Source organism: Neisseria zalophi, from assembly GCF_008807015.1.
Taxonomy (GTDB): domain Bacteria; phylum Pseudomonadota; class Gammaproteobacteria; order Burkholderiales; family Neisseriaceae; genus Neisseria; species Neisseria zalophi.
Map to the genome: position 1 here is coordinate 438970 of NZ_CP031700.1, position 13552 is coordinate 452521.

Consider the following 13552-nt stretch of genomic DNA (forward strand, 5'->3'; position numbering starts at 1 on the left):
TGTTATGAAACTGAAACAAATTGCTTCTACCTTAATGTTAATCGGTCTGTCGCCGCTGGCGATGGCAGACTTTACCATTCAGGATATCCGCGTAGAAGGTTTACAACGCACAGAACCCAGCACCATTTTCAATTATTTGCCGGTTAAAGTAGGCGATACGTTCAGCGATGCTAAGAGCGAAGAGATTATTAAAAATCTTTATGCAACCGGATTTTTTGAAGATATCCGTGTGGAAACTTTGGGTAATCAGGTTTTATTGACAGTGGTGGAACGCCCGACTATCAGTAGCTTGAATATCAGCGGTGCTAAATTATTGCAAAATGATGCCATCAAAAAGAATTTTGATGCATTTGGTTTAGGTATTTCCCAACCCTTCAATCAGGCAACTTTGAATGAAGCTTTAATTGGATTGAAACAGGAGTATGTTAACAGGGGTAAACAGTCGGTAGAAATTACTCCTACCGTCACCCGATTGGCGCGTAACCGTGTTGCCATTGATGTCAAAATAGAAGAAGGTAAAAGCACAACCATTTCTGATATTGAATTCGAGGGTAATGAACATTATTCGGATCGTAAGCTACGCCATCAGATGTCACTTAGTGAGCGGGGTATTTTTACTTGGTTAACTAAGAGTAATGTTTTTAACGAGCAAAAATTTGCCGAAGATATGGAGCGGGTTACTGATTTTTATCAGAATAACGGCTATTTTGAAGCACGTATCTTGGATACCAATATCCAAACCAATGATGATAAAACAAAACAGACCATAACCGTTACCATTCATGAAGGCCCGCGCTATCGCTGGGGTAATGTTCGAATCGAAGGCGATACCCGTGAAGTGCCCAAAGAAGATTTATATAAAGCGTTGACCATGAAAGAAGGCCGTCGTTATGAACGGCAAAAAATGGTCGACAGCTTACAAGCTATGCAAAATACGATGGGTAGTGCCGGTTATGCGTTTAGTGAAATCAACGTTCAGCCGATTCCGAATGCAGAAACACAAACTGTTGATTTTGTATTGAATGTTGAACCCGGTCGTAAAGTTTATGTAAATGAAATCAATATCTCGGGTAACAATAAAACACGCGACGAAGTGGTTCGCCGAGAGTTGCGCCAAATGGAAGCTGCACCTTATGATGTTTCCAAGCTTCAGCGTTCTAAAGAGCGTATTGAGTTATTGGGTTATTTCGATGATGTGCAATTTGATGCCAAGCCGGTTGAAAATACGCCTGACCAGATAGATTTGGATTTATCGTTGAAAGAGCGCTCTACCGGCTCGCTCGATTTGAGTGCAGGTTGGGTGCAAGATACCGGGTTGGTGCTGTCGGTAGGTGTGGCACAAGATAACTTATTCGGTACAGGTAAGTCTGTTTCAACACGTATCTCCCGCAGTAAAACCAATCAAAATGCTTCACTTTCGTTTACCGAACCTTATTTCACACCCGATGGCGTCAGCTTGGGATATGATATTTACGGTAGGGTTTATGATCCGCGTAAATTAACCACCAGCACGACTTATCAATATAAAACCACCACATTGGGTACTGGGTTCCGTGTCGGTGTACCGGTTACAGAATACGACCGAGTGAATTTCGGTTTGGGTGCAGAACACTTGACCGTGAACACTTATGACGGTGCACCTAAGCGGTATCGTGAATTTATTGACGATGTCGGATCCGGTAAAAATGGTATTGGTAAGTTTAAAGGATGGGTATATAAAGGTAATATTGGCTGGGGACGTAATAAAACCGATAGCGCCTTATGGCCGACACGTGGTTATCTGACCAGTGTTAACGGTGAAATAGGTTTGCCGGGCAGTAAGCTTCAATACTATACACTGACACACAATCAAACTTGGTTCTTCCCAATAAGCAACGATTTGACTTTGATGCTGGGTGGTGAAGTCGGTTATGGTAATGGCTATGGCAAAACCAAAAATATGCCGTTCTTTGAAAACTTCTATGGCGGCGGTTTAGGTTCGGTTCGCGGCTTTGAAAGCGGCACTTTAGGTCCTAAAGTTTACGACCAATACGGTGACAGAATCAGCTATGGTGGTAATAAAAAAGCCAATGCCTCTGCTGAATTACTTTTCCCAATGCCGGGTATTAAAGATTCCAGAACGGTGCGTTTGAGCTTATTTGCTGATGCCGGCAGCGTTTGGGATGGTAAAACATACGATGACTCCAGTAGCGATTTGCGTAACGGCAGTAATGCGACGCAAAATATTTATGGGTTAGGCACGAAGCATAAGTCTACATTTAAAGAAGAGTTACGTTATTCGGCCGGTGCTGCAGTAACGTGGTTGTCTCCCTTGGGGCCGATGAAGTTTAGTTACGCTTATCCGATTAAGAAAAAACCGAGCGATGAAATACAACGCTTCCAATTCCAATTGGGTACAACGTTCTAATTTAATATCATAATGCTCGAAAAGGATTTTTATGAATAAAGCAGTACCGTATTTAACACATGTTTTGGTGGCTGCCGCATTGAGCTTGGGTTTAATGGGTAGTGCGGTGGCCGACGGTATTCAAAAACTTGGGTTTATTGATACTGAGCGAGTGTATCGTGAATCACGACAGGCACAGAGTATTCAACAAACATTGGAAAAAGAATTTAGTAGCCGCCACCAAGCGTTGGAAGCACTTCGCCGTAAAGGTGAAAATGTCGAAAAAACATTGGCTTCCGGTAAATTATCTGGTGCTGAGCGAGAAAAAAACGTTAAAGAACTTAGCGAGTTGGTTCGGCAATACCGTACAGAGCAAGCGGCTTTGGCTGAAGAATATAATTTACGCCGTAATGAAGAGTTTGCTTCTTTACAGCAGAATGCCAACCGTGTCATTGTTGAATTGGCTAAAAAAGAAGGGTACGACTTGATTTTGCAAGATGTTATTTATGTCAATAGCAAATATGATATTACTGACAGAGTCATTAAATCAATGAACACACGTTAAGCTGATGCATGTTTAATATCATTGTCTTGAAATTCAGACGGCCTTTATATATATGAAATCAGCTTTTTATACCTTATCCCAAATCGTAGCCGAATTAGGCGGTGAATGGCGTGGTGAAGATATCAGTATCGCCGCCGTACAGCCTTTGGCCGATGCAACAGCCGACCATATTAGTTTTTTGGCCAACCCCAAATATAAGGCTGATGTTGCCGACAGCAATGCCGGTGCCATTATTGTCAGTCAGAAGATGGCTGATGAGTTCGGTGGCCGTAATCTGATTGTGGTACAAGACCCCTATTTATATTTTGCCCGTGTTGCCCGTTTATTTTCACCTATTCAAAAAGCCGTTGCGGGTGTTCACCCTACTGCGGTTATCGAGCCGACCGCAAGTGTGCCGGCAAGCTGTGAGATAGGTGCCCATGTTTATATCGGTGGCAACACGGTTTTAGGCGAAGGGTGCCGTATTTTGGCCGGTGCTGTCGTTGAACATGATTGCGTCTTGGGTAATGAAGTGGTCATTCACCCGAACGCTGTTATTTATCATGGTTGCAAATTAGGGGAGCGGGTTGAAATACATGGCGGAAGCGTGATTGGTGCCGACGGTTTCGGCTTGGCATTTACCGGATCATCATGGTTTAAAATCCCGCAAACAGGCGGGGTGGTATTGCATGATGATGTGGAAATCGGCGCCAACAGTATGATAGATCGTGGCGCTATGTCGGATACAGTTGTCGGACAAGGAACGAAAATCGACAACCAGGTACAAATCGGCCATAACTGTCAGATCGGCGAACATACCGTGATTGCCGCCTGTGCCGGTATTTCGGGCAGCACCAAAATCGGCTCTTATTGCATTATCGGTGGTGCCGCTATGTTTGTCGGCCATATCGAAATTTGCGATAAAACCACCATTGGCGGCGGTACGGCTGTAACCCATTCGATTCACGAACCAGGACATTATGCAACCTGCTATCCGTTGCAAACCCATAAAGAATGGGCGCGTAATGCGGTACATATCCGGCATTTAAGTGAAATGAACAAACGTATCAAACAGCTTGAAAAAACGCTGGAAACGATTCAATCTGTTGAGAAAAATAAGGAATAAACACATGGACATCCAGTTTCCGATTGAAACCAAAGATATACAGAAACTCATCCCACACCGTTATCCGTTTTTACTGATCGACCGTATTACTGCGTTTGAGTCGATGAAAACCTTAACTGCCATCAAAAACGTCACTATGAATGAGCCGCATTTCCAAGGCCATTTTCCAGATTTTCCGGTGATGCCGGGCGTATTGATTATCGAAGCTTTGGCACAGGCTTGCGGCACGTTGGCAATTTTGAGTGAGGGCGGCCGCAATCCGGAAGAAATTTATTTCTTTGCCGGTATTGATAATGCACGTTTTAAACGGCAAGTGGTTCCGGGCGACCAGCTTTTGTTGAAAGTGGAATTGATGGCCAATAAACGCGGTATCGGTAAATTTAAAGCCGTTGCTACCGTTGATGGTCAGGTTGCTGTAGAAGCCGAAATTATGTGTGCTAAACGCGCAGTAGAACTATAAATTTAAAAAGGCCGTCTGAATGAATGTTTTCAGACGGCCTGATAAGGGAAAGAAAGCCTGCATGAGCTTAATTCATCCTACCGCAGTAATTGACCCAAAAGCCGAGCTGGATTCCAGTGTGAAGGTTGGGCCTTATACCGTTATCGGACCAAATGTACAAATCGGTGCCCATACTGAAATCGGCCCCCATACCGTGATAGACGGGCATACCACCATCGGCGAAAATAATAAAATTTTCCAGTTTGCTTCTTTAGGTGCTCAACCGCAAGATAAGAAATATAAAGACGAACCAACCAAACTGATTATTGGTAATGGCAATACTATTCGCGAATTTACCACCTTCAATACCGGTACGGTTACAGGTGCAGGGGAAACCAGAATTGGCGACGACAACTGGATTATGGCGTATGTGCATTTGGCACATGATTGTATCGTCGGCAACCATACTATCTTTGCCAATAATGCTTCTTTGGCAGGGCATGTGGTGATTGGTGATTATGTGGTTTTAGGCGGTTATACCTTAGTGTTCCAATTCTGTCAGATTGGTAACTATGCCATGACCGCATTTGCCGCAGGTGTTCATAAAGATATTCCGCCTTATGTGATGGCGGCGGGATACCGTGCCGAGCCGGCGGGATTGAATTCCGAAGGCATGCGCCGAAACGGGTTTACCGCCGAACAAATTGCCAATGTGAAGCAGGTTTATAAAATTTTATATCGTCAGGGTTTGGGATTGGACGAAGCCAAAGCAGAAGTGTTGAAACTGGCTGAAACCGCCCCTGAGCTTGAAATATTTAAAGATTTCTTTCAAGCCTCGACACGCGGCATTGTGCGTTGATTGTTGATATTTAACCGATAAATAAAATATTGTTTCAGACGGCCTAAATAAATGTGGTAGCCCCATATTTTACTAAAGGCCGTCTGAAATATTTTTGGTGGCATGGGCGTAGAATACAAACTTTATATTGGCTAAAGGAAATGGGTGATGAAACTTCCCGTATTGGCGGTAACCAGTGGCGAACCGGCTGGCATCGGCCCAGATATTTGTTTGGATTTGGCTTTTGCCGAACCAAACTGCCGCTATGTGGTGCTGGGGGATAAAGATTTATTGCGCGAACGTGCCGATAAGTTGGGTAAGAATATTCGTTTGCGCGACTATCGGGCGGAGCAGACACCTGAAAAAGGGGTGTTGGATATCTTGCCGATTCCGTTACGCGCACCGTGTGAGGCAGGCCGTCTGAATGTTGAGAATGCGGCTTATGTGCTGGAATTATTGGATACGGCGTTTGAGGGTGTTCAAAGTGGTGAATTTTCAGCGATGGTAACCGCGCCGTTGCATAAAGGCATTATTAACGATGCGGGGGTTCCGTTTAGCGGCCATACCGAATATTTGGCTGAAAAAAGCCATACTCCGCAAGTGGTGATGATGTTGGCGGGTGGTGGGTTGCGCGTGGCTTTGGCCACGACGCATCTGCCGTTAAAAGATATTGCTCCCGCCATTACCCGCCCGTTGCTGGCGTCGGTTTTGCGGATTTTGCATACGGATTTACAAACCAAGTTCGGTATTGCCGCGCCGCGTATTTTGGTGGCGGGTTTAAATCCCCATGCCGGAGAGGGCGGGCATTTGGGGCATGAAGAAATCGAAGTAATCACACCAACCTTAACCGCATTGCAGGCGGAGGGGCTGGATGTGCGCGGGCCTTATCCGGCGGATACGCTGTTTCAGCCGTTTATTTTGAAAGGTGGCGATGCGGTCTTGGCGATGTATCACGATCAGGGCTTGCCGGTTTTGAAATATGCCAGCTTTGGCAAGGGCGTCAATATTACCTTGGGGCTGCCGTTTATCCGAACGTCGGTGGATCATGGCACGGCGCTGAATTTAGCCGGTACGGGGCGTGCCGATTCGGGCAGTTTGATGGAAGCTGCACATACGGCATTGGCAATGGCGAGGCATTGGAAACCTCAATGATAACGGTATCGGTTTGGTTCGGACAATATCTGCCTAAAAGCGTTATAATGAAAGATTGTTTTAATAAAAGCATCTGAAAACCATGAGCGAACTTGATAATATTCTTTCATTTAATCAAGAATTTGTTGAATCCGGCGAATATTCGCAGTTTTTTACTAATAAATATCCCGAACGGCACTTGGCGATTTTATCGTGTATGGATGCGCGTATGGTCGAATTGCTGCCACGGGCGTTGGGTTTGAAAAACGGCGATGCCAAGCTGATTAAAAATGCCGGTGCATTGGTCACCCACCCTTGGGGCTCAGTGATGCGCAGCCTGTTACTAGCCGTATTTGAACTAAAAGTAACAGAAATTATGGTGATTGCTCATTATGATTGCGGTATGCGTGGATTGAATCCTGATACGTTTTTGAATAGTGTTCGGAAACATGATATTCCCGAAGACCGTATTACGACATTGCGTAATGCGGGTATTGATTTAGACAACTGGCTAACAGGTTTTGATAATGTTGAAGAAAGCGTGCGCCATACGGTCGGCATTATCCGCCGTCATCCGCTGATGCCGGAAAATGTTGCCGTACACGGTTTGGTGATTCACCCGACAACCGGCAAGCTGACGGTGGTTGTGAACGGCAAGCAGGAATGTGCGATTAATACATAATCCTCGAAGTATGGTGTATGGCAGTCGGTAGCCGATATTATGATTGTGCTATATTGCTCAATATGCTTTCTTCGTTATAACGGTATTTCAGACGGCCTTGATTTATGAAAAAAATAGGACTTTTCGGCGGTACTTTCGACCCGATACACAATGGTCATATCCACATTGCGCGGGCGTTTGCCGACGAATTAGGTTTGGATATGGTGGTTTTTTTGCCGGCGGGCGACCCTTACCATAAAGAAACCACCCAAACTGCAGCCGAACACCGTTTGGCGATGACTGAACTGGCCGCCCAAGCCGACAGCCGTTTTGCCGTGAGCGATTGTGATATCGTGCGTGAAGGGGCAACTTATACATTCGATACCGTGCAGATTTTCCGCCAGCAGTTTCCGTCGGCACAATTGTGGTGGCTGCTCGGCAGCGACAGTCTGCTTCAGCTGCATACATGGAAAAAATGGCAAACTTTGGTGCGCCAGATTCATATTGCCGTCGCCGCGCGCGAAGGCGACAATCTTGCCCGTGCGCCCCGCGAATTGCATGGCTGGCTGGGCGATGCTCTGCAAAACGGCAGTCTGCATCTGTTGCAAACGCCGATGTACAATATCAGCTCTACCGAAATACGCCGCCGCTTGGGCAATCATGAAAGCACAGCAGGCTTGATAGGCCCCCAAGTAGAGGCCTATATCACGAAACACGGTCTTTACCGCCGCTAAGGCAGAACAGGCTTTCAGACGGTTGTTATTGAATAAAAAGGCCGTCTGAAAACCTTAACAAACAGGAAACTTTATGAACGAACAAGAATTGAATGATTTGCAAAAAATGGTCGATATTGCTGTGAATGCGTTGGAAGACGTTAAAGGCAAAGACATTACCGTATTGGAAACACAGGAAAAAACCCCGCTGTTTGCCCGTATGATTATTGCCAGCGGCGACAGCAACCGCCAAGTCAAAGCATTGGCCAATAGTGTGGCTGTTGACTTAAAAGAAGCCGGTTTTGAAATTATCGGCAGCGAAGGGCAGGACAGCGGCGATTGGGCGTTGGTGGATGCCGGTGATTTGGTGGTGCATGTGATGCTGCCGGCGGTACGCGATTATTATGATATCGATACCTTATGGGGCGGTGAAAAGCCTTCTTTCCATGAGGGCATGCAAAAGCCTTGGCATGCGGCGGACAACTAAAAACAGTAGTGCTGATAAAGTAAACTGTATAGGCCGTCTGAAACCGTTTTCAGACGGCCTTTTCATCATGCTTTGGCTTTGCCTAAACCATACCTTTAGCGTATGATTGTTTAGTTTATCGTGGGGTTATGCGACAGTATGGCTTAAACCCAAATTAAATTTTTTTACAATTGATTTAAAAGCTATTTTACGCGATAACAGTTAAAATATTTCGTTCAAAAAACTTTTGCAATCGGTTTTCAAAATAGAGAATCTATTGCAAAAGTATTTTCATATTTAAAGAGTAATCATGTTAAACGGTATCCCTTTGCCTAAAGACTCCATACGCCCGCCTGAAACCGTATTGGTGAATATCACGCCGCAAGAAACCCGTGTGGCGGTATTGGAAGAAAACAATGTTTGCGAGTTGCATATCGAGCGCAACAGCGGCCATGGGTTGGTCGGGAATATTTATCTCGGCGTCGTTCGCCGCGTATTGCCCGGTATGCAGAGCGCATTTATCGATATCGGTTTGGAACGCGCCGCTTTTTTACACATTGTCGATGTATTGGAGCAGCGGCGTAACCCCGATGAAACCCAACGCATAGAACATATGCTGTTTGAAGGGCAGTCGGTTTTGGTGCAGGTGATTAAAGACCCGATTAACAGCAAAGGTGCGCGCCTTTCCACCCAAATTTCACTGGCCGGCCGATTTTTGGTTCACCTGCCGCAAGAAGAGCATATCGGCATTTCGCAACGTATCGAAGACGAAGAAGAGCGCAATAGCCTGCGTACCCGTTTGGAAAACCTGCTGCCGGAAGACGGTTCGGGTGGCGGTTATATTATCCGCACCAGTGCCGAAACCGCGACCGATGCCGAATTGCAGGCTGATATCGACTATTTGAGCAAAGTTTGGGAAAACATCTGCCGCCAGTCGAAAACCCTGCCCCCCGAAACCCTGCTGTATCACGATTTGCCTTTAAGTTTACGTGTGTTGCGTGATATGTTCAGCGACAATACCCGTGAAATATTGGTCGATTCCACCGAGAATTATCAGCGAATGAAGGAGTTTTCAGGGCTTTATGTGCCGGGTGCGGCAGAAAAAATCACTTTGTTTAAAGGTGAACGCCCGCTGTTTGAAAGCTATAACGTCGAGCAGGAAATCAACCGTGCCCTACAACCGCGCGTTAATCTGAATTTCGGCAGCTATCTGATTATCGAAGCCACCGAAGCCATGACCACCATCGATGTGAACACCGGTGGTTTTGTCGGTGCGCGCAATTTCGATGAAACCATTTTCCGCACCAATCTTGAAGCCTGTCATACCATTGCCCGCGAATTACGTCTGCGCAATCTGGGCGGTATTATCATTATCGATTTTATCGATATGGCGCATGAAGAGCACCGCGAAGCTGTTTTGCAGGAATTGGCGAAAGCCTTAAGCTTCGACCGCACACGGGTTACCCTGAACGGCTTTACCAGCCTCGGCTTGGTGGAACTGACCCGCAAACGTACCCGTGAAAACCTCAGCCATGTATTGTGCGAGCCGTGCCCGACCTGTCAGGGTAGGGGCCGTCTGAAAACCCCACAAACCGTATGTTATGAAATACAGCGCGAAATCGTACGGGAAGCCAAACGTTATGATGCACGTAGTTTCCGCATTCTCGCTGCGCCATGCGTGATTGACCTGTTTTTAGATGAAGAATCACAATCGCTGGCTATGTTGATAGACTTTATCGGCAAACCGATTTCATTGGCGGTAGAAACCGCTTATACACAAGAACAATACGATATCGTGTTATTGTAATTTATAAGGCCGTCTGAATGATGATTCAGACGGCCTGTTGATAAAAAATAGAACGGAATACAAAACATGAACCATCCGAATTGCCCGCTGTGTCATCCCCAAAACGAAGAAGTGCTATTGCAAACCGAGCACTTGCGGGTGATTGCCGTGGATAACGAGCCGAACGCCCCCGCCTTATGCCGTGTGATTTGGCAGGACCATATTGCCGAGATGACCGATTTGCCGATCGAACAGCGCAATGAAATCATGGATATGGTGTACCGTGTCGAAGCTGCCATGCGGCGGGTATTGAAGCCGACCAAAATTAATCTGGCCAGCTTCGGCAATTTTGTACCGCATCTGCATTGGCATGTGATTGCCCGGTTTCAAAACGATGCCAATTTCCCGGCCGCAATTTGGGCGGCTGCCGAACGCAATGCGGAAGTGGTGCTGCCGGATAATTGGAAAGAGCAGGTAAAAAGGCAGTTAACCGAAGCGGCATAAGCCGTAGTAGGGTTAAAACCACTTTGGCCGTCTGAAATTTTGACCGGATATAAAACCCGGCACCGACAATATACAGTCAGCGCTTAACGGTACGGGATAAAGCCGTTACAATAGCGCGCAAATATTTATCCGAATATACGGGGCGCCTTATTAGAGCTAAGGCCGTCTGAAAAACAAGGAATTTGTATGAGCTGGCAACATTCTCGACGTAGTTTTCTCAAAACATCTGCCGCCGCGGCAGGTGCAGGCGTATTGGCCGCCTGTGGCAGTGTATCTACAACCCAACCCGGCAAACCGTCGGGTCAAGCCAAACCCGTGCCGCCGAGACGCAGTGGCCGTAGTGGTGATACGACTTTGCGTGTAGTTGCGCCGTCAGGCTTTGCCGACAATACCGAACGCACCCAAACCGGTCTGACACGTTTGTATAACGCAGGCTTTACCATTACCAACCAAGAAGCGTCATTCCGCCGTTACCAACGTTTTGCCGGCAGCGATGCCGAACGGATTGCCGATTTTCAAGATGTCGCCACAGGGCGCGTGTCAACCCCGAAAGTATTGATGGGTTTACGCGGCGGTTATGGTGCCATACGCCTGTTGCCACATATTGATTTCGACCGGCTTGGTGGCCGTATGCGCGAGCGCGGCACTTTATTTTTCGGTTTTAGCGACGTATGCGCCGTGCAACTGGCCTTGTTGGCCAAAGGCAATATGTCCAGCTTTGCCGGGCCGATGATATACAGCGGATTTGGCAAGGCCGTGCCCAGCACCTATACGATGGATGCCTTTATCCGTGGTACGACCCATTCTGAAAACACTGTTAGTATTTATAATATCCAACGCAGAAGTGTGAATGCAGAAGGCACGCTTTGGGGCGGCAACCTCAGCGTCTTGGCTTCATTGGTCGGCAGCCCCTATATGCCCGATATTCAGGGCGGTATTCTGTTTTTGGAAGATGTAGGCGAACAGCCCTACCGTATCGAACGTATGCTGCAAACCTTACATCTGGCCGGAATTTTGTCGAAACAGCAGGCTATTGTGTTCGGTGATTTCCGCATGGGCAATACCCGCGACGTATACGACAGCAGCTATGATTTCAGTTCGGTGGTCAACACGGTCGCGCGCGTCGCCAAAGTGCCGGTATTGACCGGATTTCCGTTCGGGCATATCAGCAATAAAGTCACTTTCCCATTAGGCGCGCATGCGAAAATCCGCAGCGAGTCCAACGGCGGCTATTCGGTTACATTCAGCGGCTATCCCACTTTGGATGCAGGCAGTTTGACTTTGGATACCCTGTTGCCGCAAATCAGCTATGATCCGATTGATATATTGGAAGATAATGTTTTGGAATAAAGATAAAGCATATTGATAAAAAGGCCGCCTGAAATGTTTTCAGACGGCCTTAATTTTATTTGGATGGCATTATACTTTATCGTGCAAAGCGGCTGCGTGCAGCGTGTTTTCCAACAGCGTGGCAATCGTCATCGGGCCGACACCGCCGGGCACGGGGGTAATCATCGCGGCGCGCTCTTTGGCGACATCAAACTCCACATCACCGCATAATTTGCCGTTTTCCAAACGGTTGATGCCCACATCAATCACCACGGCACCGGGTTTGATCCATTCGCCTTTCACAAAGTTCGGAATGCCGACACCCACCACCACAATATCGGCAGCAGCCACTTCATCGGCCAGATTTTGCGTGGCACTATGGCAAACTGTTACCGTTGCCCGCGCTAACAGCATTTCCAAAGCCTGCGGACGGCCGACAATATTCGATGCGCCGACAATCACGGCTTTTTTGCCTTTCGGGTCTACACCGTAGGCCTCCAGCAGCGTCATCACCCCTTTGGGTGTACACGGACGCATCAACGGCATTTTTACCGCCAAACGGCCGACATTATAAGGATGGAAACCGTCTACATCTTTATGCGGCAAAATGCGCTCCAACACATCTTGGCTGTTGATTTGCGGCGGCAGCGGCAGTTGCACCAAAATGCCGTCCACTTCCGAATTGGCGTTTAATTCGTCTACCAGTTTCAGCAATTCGTCTTGAGAAGTTTCGGCCGGCAGTTCGTAAGAAAGCGATTTAAAACCCACTTTTTCACAAGCGATTTTTTTATTACGGACATAAACCGCGCTGGCCGGATCATTGCCAACCAATACAACGGCCAAGCAAGGGGTATGCAAGCCCGCTTCACGGCGCTCGGCTGCCTTCTGGGCAACCCATTCCAAACGTTGTTGGGAGATTTCTTTACCGTTAATCAGTTGTGCGCTCATAGCATTAGGTTCCTTGCTGGTGTTGAAGTAAAAAGCGGATTATCGCATTTTTAGCGCTTGATTTCATCCACTACAGTATTGTCGATAGCGGTTTTCTCGGTGTCACTGCTGTAAAAGTTTTACCATTCGAACAATCAGTAGTATGCAGAGTTGTTTATAAACAGGCCGTCTGAAAATACTGAGTACTAAAGCGGCGGATTGGGGGAAATATCCACGACAACAGCTAAGGGTGGAATAAAGTATGACGGCGGGTAAATCCCATATAAAAATAAGCAGATAGCGTTTTTATGTTGAAATTATCGGATAGCAGGCTTGACGTTAAATATCCGTTTCGGTATAGTTCGTTTCTCTCGTCGGGGCGTAGCGCAGTCTGGTTAGCGCACCTGTTTTGGGAACAGGGGGTCGTGAGTTCGAATCCCACCGCCCCGACCAGATTTACCGTTCCGACATTTGTCTGGCAAAGATGAGAACTGCAATGCGCCCGTAGCTCAACCGGATAGAGCACCCGCCTTCTAAGCGGGCGGTTACAGGTTCGAGTCCTGTCGGGCGCGCCAAGTCTTAAAAGTTTTCTTGTGGTGGCTGTAGCTCAGTTGGTAGAGCCCCGGATTGTGATTCCGGTTGTCGTGGGTTCGAGCCCCATCAGCCACCCCATATAATATAAAAACCCCGTGTATATATAAA

General features: G+C 47.0%; 13 protein-coding genes and 3 tRNA genes. 15 read left to right on the forward strand and 1 reads right to left on the reverse strand.

From position 1 onward, the window contains the following. The first annotated feature begins 4 nt into the window (after positions 1 to 4). The 12 genes from bamA (at position 5) to D0T92_RS02040 (ending at position 11944) form a co-directional block, all read left to right on the forward strand. Positions 5 to 2407, forward strand: a complete 2403-nt coding sequence (gene bamA, locus D0T92_RS01985; protein WP_151049735.1) for an outer membrane protein assembly factor BamA — start codon at positions 5 to 7, stop codon at positions 2405 to 2407. Positions 2408 to 2438: 31 nt separating this feature from the next. Then, the gene (locus D0T92_RS01990) at positions 2439 to 2951 is read left to right on the forward strand and encodes an OmpH family outer membrane protein (protein WP_151049737.1); all 513 of its coding nucleotides are present in this window, start codon (positions 2439 to 2441) and stop codon (positions 2949 to 2951) included. 52 nt (positions 2952 to 3003) lie between these two features. Beyond that, entirely contained in the window at positions 3004 to 4056 is a 1053-nt protein-coding gene (gene lpxD / locus D0T92_RS01995; RefSeq protein WP_151049739.1) for a UDP-3-O-(3-hydroxymyristoyl)glucosamine N-acyltransferase, read from the forward strand. A gap of 4 nt (positions 4057 to 4060) precedes the next feature. Continuing rightward, on the forward strand, positions 4061 to 4516 hold the full coding sequence (gene fabZ, locus D0T92_RS02000) for a 3-hydroxyacyl-ACP dehydratase FabZ (RefSeq protein WP_151049742.1): 456 nt from the start codon (positions 4061 to 4063) through the stop codon (positions 4514 to 4516). A 61-nt stretch (positions 4517 to 4577) separates the two neighbouring features. Further along, a complete protein-coding gene (gene lpxA / locus D0T92_RS02005; protein WP_151049744.1) occupies positions 4578 to 5354 on the forward strand; it encodes an acyl-ACP--UDP-N-acetylglucosamine O-acyltransferase in 777 nt (258 codons plus the stop codon). A 147-nt stretch (positions 5355 to 5501) separates the two neighbouring features. Then, a complete protein-coding gene (gene pdxA, locus D0T92_RS02010; RefSeq protein ID WP_151049745.1) occupies positions 5502 to 6485 on the forward strand; it encodes a 4-hydroxythreonine-4-phosphate dehydrogenase PdxA in 984 nt (327 codons plus the stop codon). Positions 6486 to 6567: 82 nt separating this feature from the next. Beyond that, a complete protein-coding gene (locus tag D0T92_RS02015) occupies positions 6568 to 7146 on the forward strand; it encodes a beta-class carbonic anhydrase (protein WP_151049747.1) in 579 nt (192 codons plus the stop codon). Between the two features lie 104 nt (positions 7147 to 7250). Beyond that, on the forward strand, positions 7251 to 7859 hold the full coding sequence (gene nadD / locus D0T92_RS02020) for a nicotinate-nucleotide adenylyltransferase (protein ID WP_151049749.1): 609 nt from the start codon (positions 7251 to 7253) through the stop codon (positions 7857 to 7859). Positions 7860 to 7932: 73 nt separating this feature from the next. Beyond that, on the forward strand, positions 7933 to 8325 hold the full coding sequence (gene rsfS, locus D0T92_RS02025) for a ribosome silencing factor (RefSeq protein WP_151049752.1): 393 nt from the start codon (positions 7933 to 7935) through the stop codon (positions 8323 to 8325). 289 nt (positions 8326 to 8614) lie between these two features. Continuing rightward, complete coding sequence (gene rng, locus D0T92_RS02030) at positions 8615 to 10111, forward strand: ribonuclease G (protein WP_151049754.1); 1497 nt, start codon at positions 8615 to 8617, stop codon at positions 10109 to 10111. A gap of 66 nt (positions 10112 to 10177) precedes the next feature. After that, positions 10178 to 10594, forward strand: a complete 417-nt coding sequence (locus D0T92_RS02035) for an HIT family protein (protein WP_151049756.1) — start codon at positions 10178 to 10180, stop codon at positions 10592 to 10594. 186 nt (positions 10595 to 10780) lie between these two features. Beyond that, positions 10781 to 11944 carry an LD-carboxypeptidase gene (locus D0T92_RS02040; RefSeq protein ID WP_151049758.1) on the forward strand — a complete coding sequence of 388 codons (1164 nt, stop codon included), beginning with the start codon at positions 10781 to 10783 and terminating at the stop codon, positions 11942 to 11944. A gap of 69 nt (positions 11945 to 12013) precedes the next feature. Here D0T92_RS02040 and folD read toward each other — a convergent pair whose 3' ends face one another. Continuing rightward, on the reverse strand, positions 12014 to 12871 hold the full coding sequence (gene folD, locus D0T92_RS02045) for a bifunctional methylenetetrahydrofolate dehydrogenase/methenyltetrahydrofolate cyclohydrolase FolD (RefSeq protein ID WP_151049760.1): 858 nt from the start codon (positions 12869 to 12871) through the stop codon (positions 12014 to 12016). Positions 12872 to 13225: 354 nt separating this feature from the next. On the opposite strand from folD, the gene D0T92_RS02050 reads away from it, so the two are divergent. The 3 genes from D0T92_RS02050 (at position 13226) to D0T92_RS02060 (ending at position 13522) form a co-directional block, all read left to right on the forward strand. Then, positions 13226 to 13303: transfer RNA gene (locus D0T92_RS02050), tRNA-Pro, on the forward strand. Between the two features lie 45 nt (positions 13304 to 13348). Then, positions 13349 to 13425: transfer RNA gene (locus tag D0T92_RS02055), tRNA-Arg, on the forward strand. A gap of 21 nt (positions 13426 to 13446) precedes the next feature. Beyond that, positions 13447 to 13522 (forward strand) — tRNA-His (locus tag D0T92_RS02060). Positions 13523 to 13552 lie beyond the last annotated feature (30 nt).

Bases quoted from the DNA above. Each gene is read 5' to 3' on its own strand.
- bamA (WP_151049735.1), top strand. From the start codon at position 5: ATGAAACTGAAACAAATTGCTTCTACCTTAATGTTAATCGGTCTGTCG.
- D0T92_RS01990 (WP_151049737.1), top strand. From the start codon at position 2,439: ATGAATAAAGCAGTACCGTATTTAACACATGTTTTGGTGGCTGCCGCA.
- lpxD (WP_151049739.1), top strand. From the start codon at position 3,004: ATGAAATCAGCTTTTTATACCTTATCCCAAATCGTAGCCGAATTAGGC.
- fabZ (WP_151049742.1), top strand. From the start codon at position 4,061: ATGGACATCCAGTTTCCGATTGAAACCAAAGATATACAGAAACTCATC.
- lpxA (WP_151049744.1), top strand. From the start codon at position 4,578: ATGAGCTTAATTCATCCTACCGCAGTAATTGACCCAAAAGCCGAGCTG.
- pdxA (WP_151049745.1), top strand. From the start codon at position 5,502: ATGAAACTTCCCGTATTGGCGGTAACCAGTGGCGAACCGGCTGGCATC.
- D0T92_RS02015 (WP_151049747.1), top strand. From the start codon at position 6,568: ATGAGCGAACTTGATAATATTCTTTCATTTAATCAAGAATTTGTTGAA.
- nadD (WP_151049749.1), top strand. From the start codon at position 7,251: ATGAAAAAAATAGGACTTTTCGGCGGTACTTTCGACCCGATACACAAT.
- rsfS (WP_151049752.1), top strand. From the start codon at position 7,933: ATGAACGAACAAGAATTGAATGATTTGCAAAAAATGGTCGATATTGCT.
- rng (WP_151049754.1), top strand. From the start codon at position 8,615: ATGTTAAACGGTATCCCTTTGCCTAAAGACTCCATACGCCCGCCTGAA.
- D0T92_RS02035 (WP_151049756.1), top strand. From the start codon at position 10,178: ATGAACCATCCGAATTGCCCGCTGTGTCATCCCCAAAACGAAGAAGTG.
- D0T92_RS02040 (WP_151049758.1), top strand. From the start codon at position 10,781: ATGAGCTGGCAACATTCTCGACGTAGTTTTCTCAAAACATCTGCCGCC.
- folD (WP_151049760.1), bottom strand. From the start codon at position 12,871: ATGAGCGCACAACTGATTAACGGTAAAGAAATCTCCCAACAACGTTTG.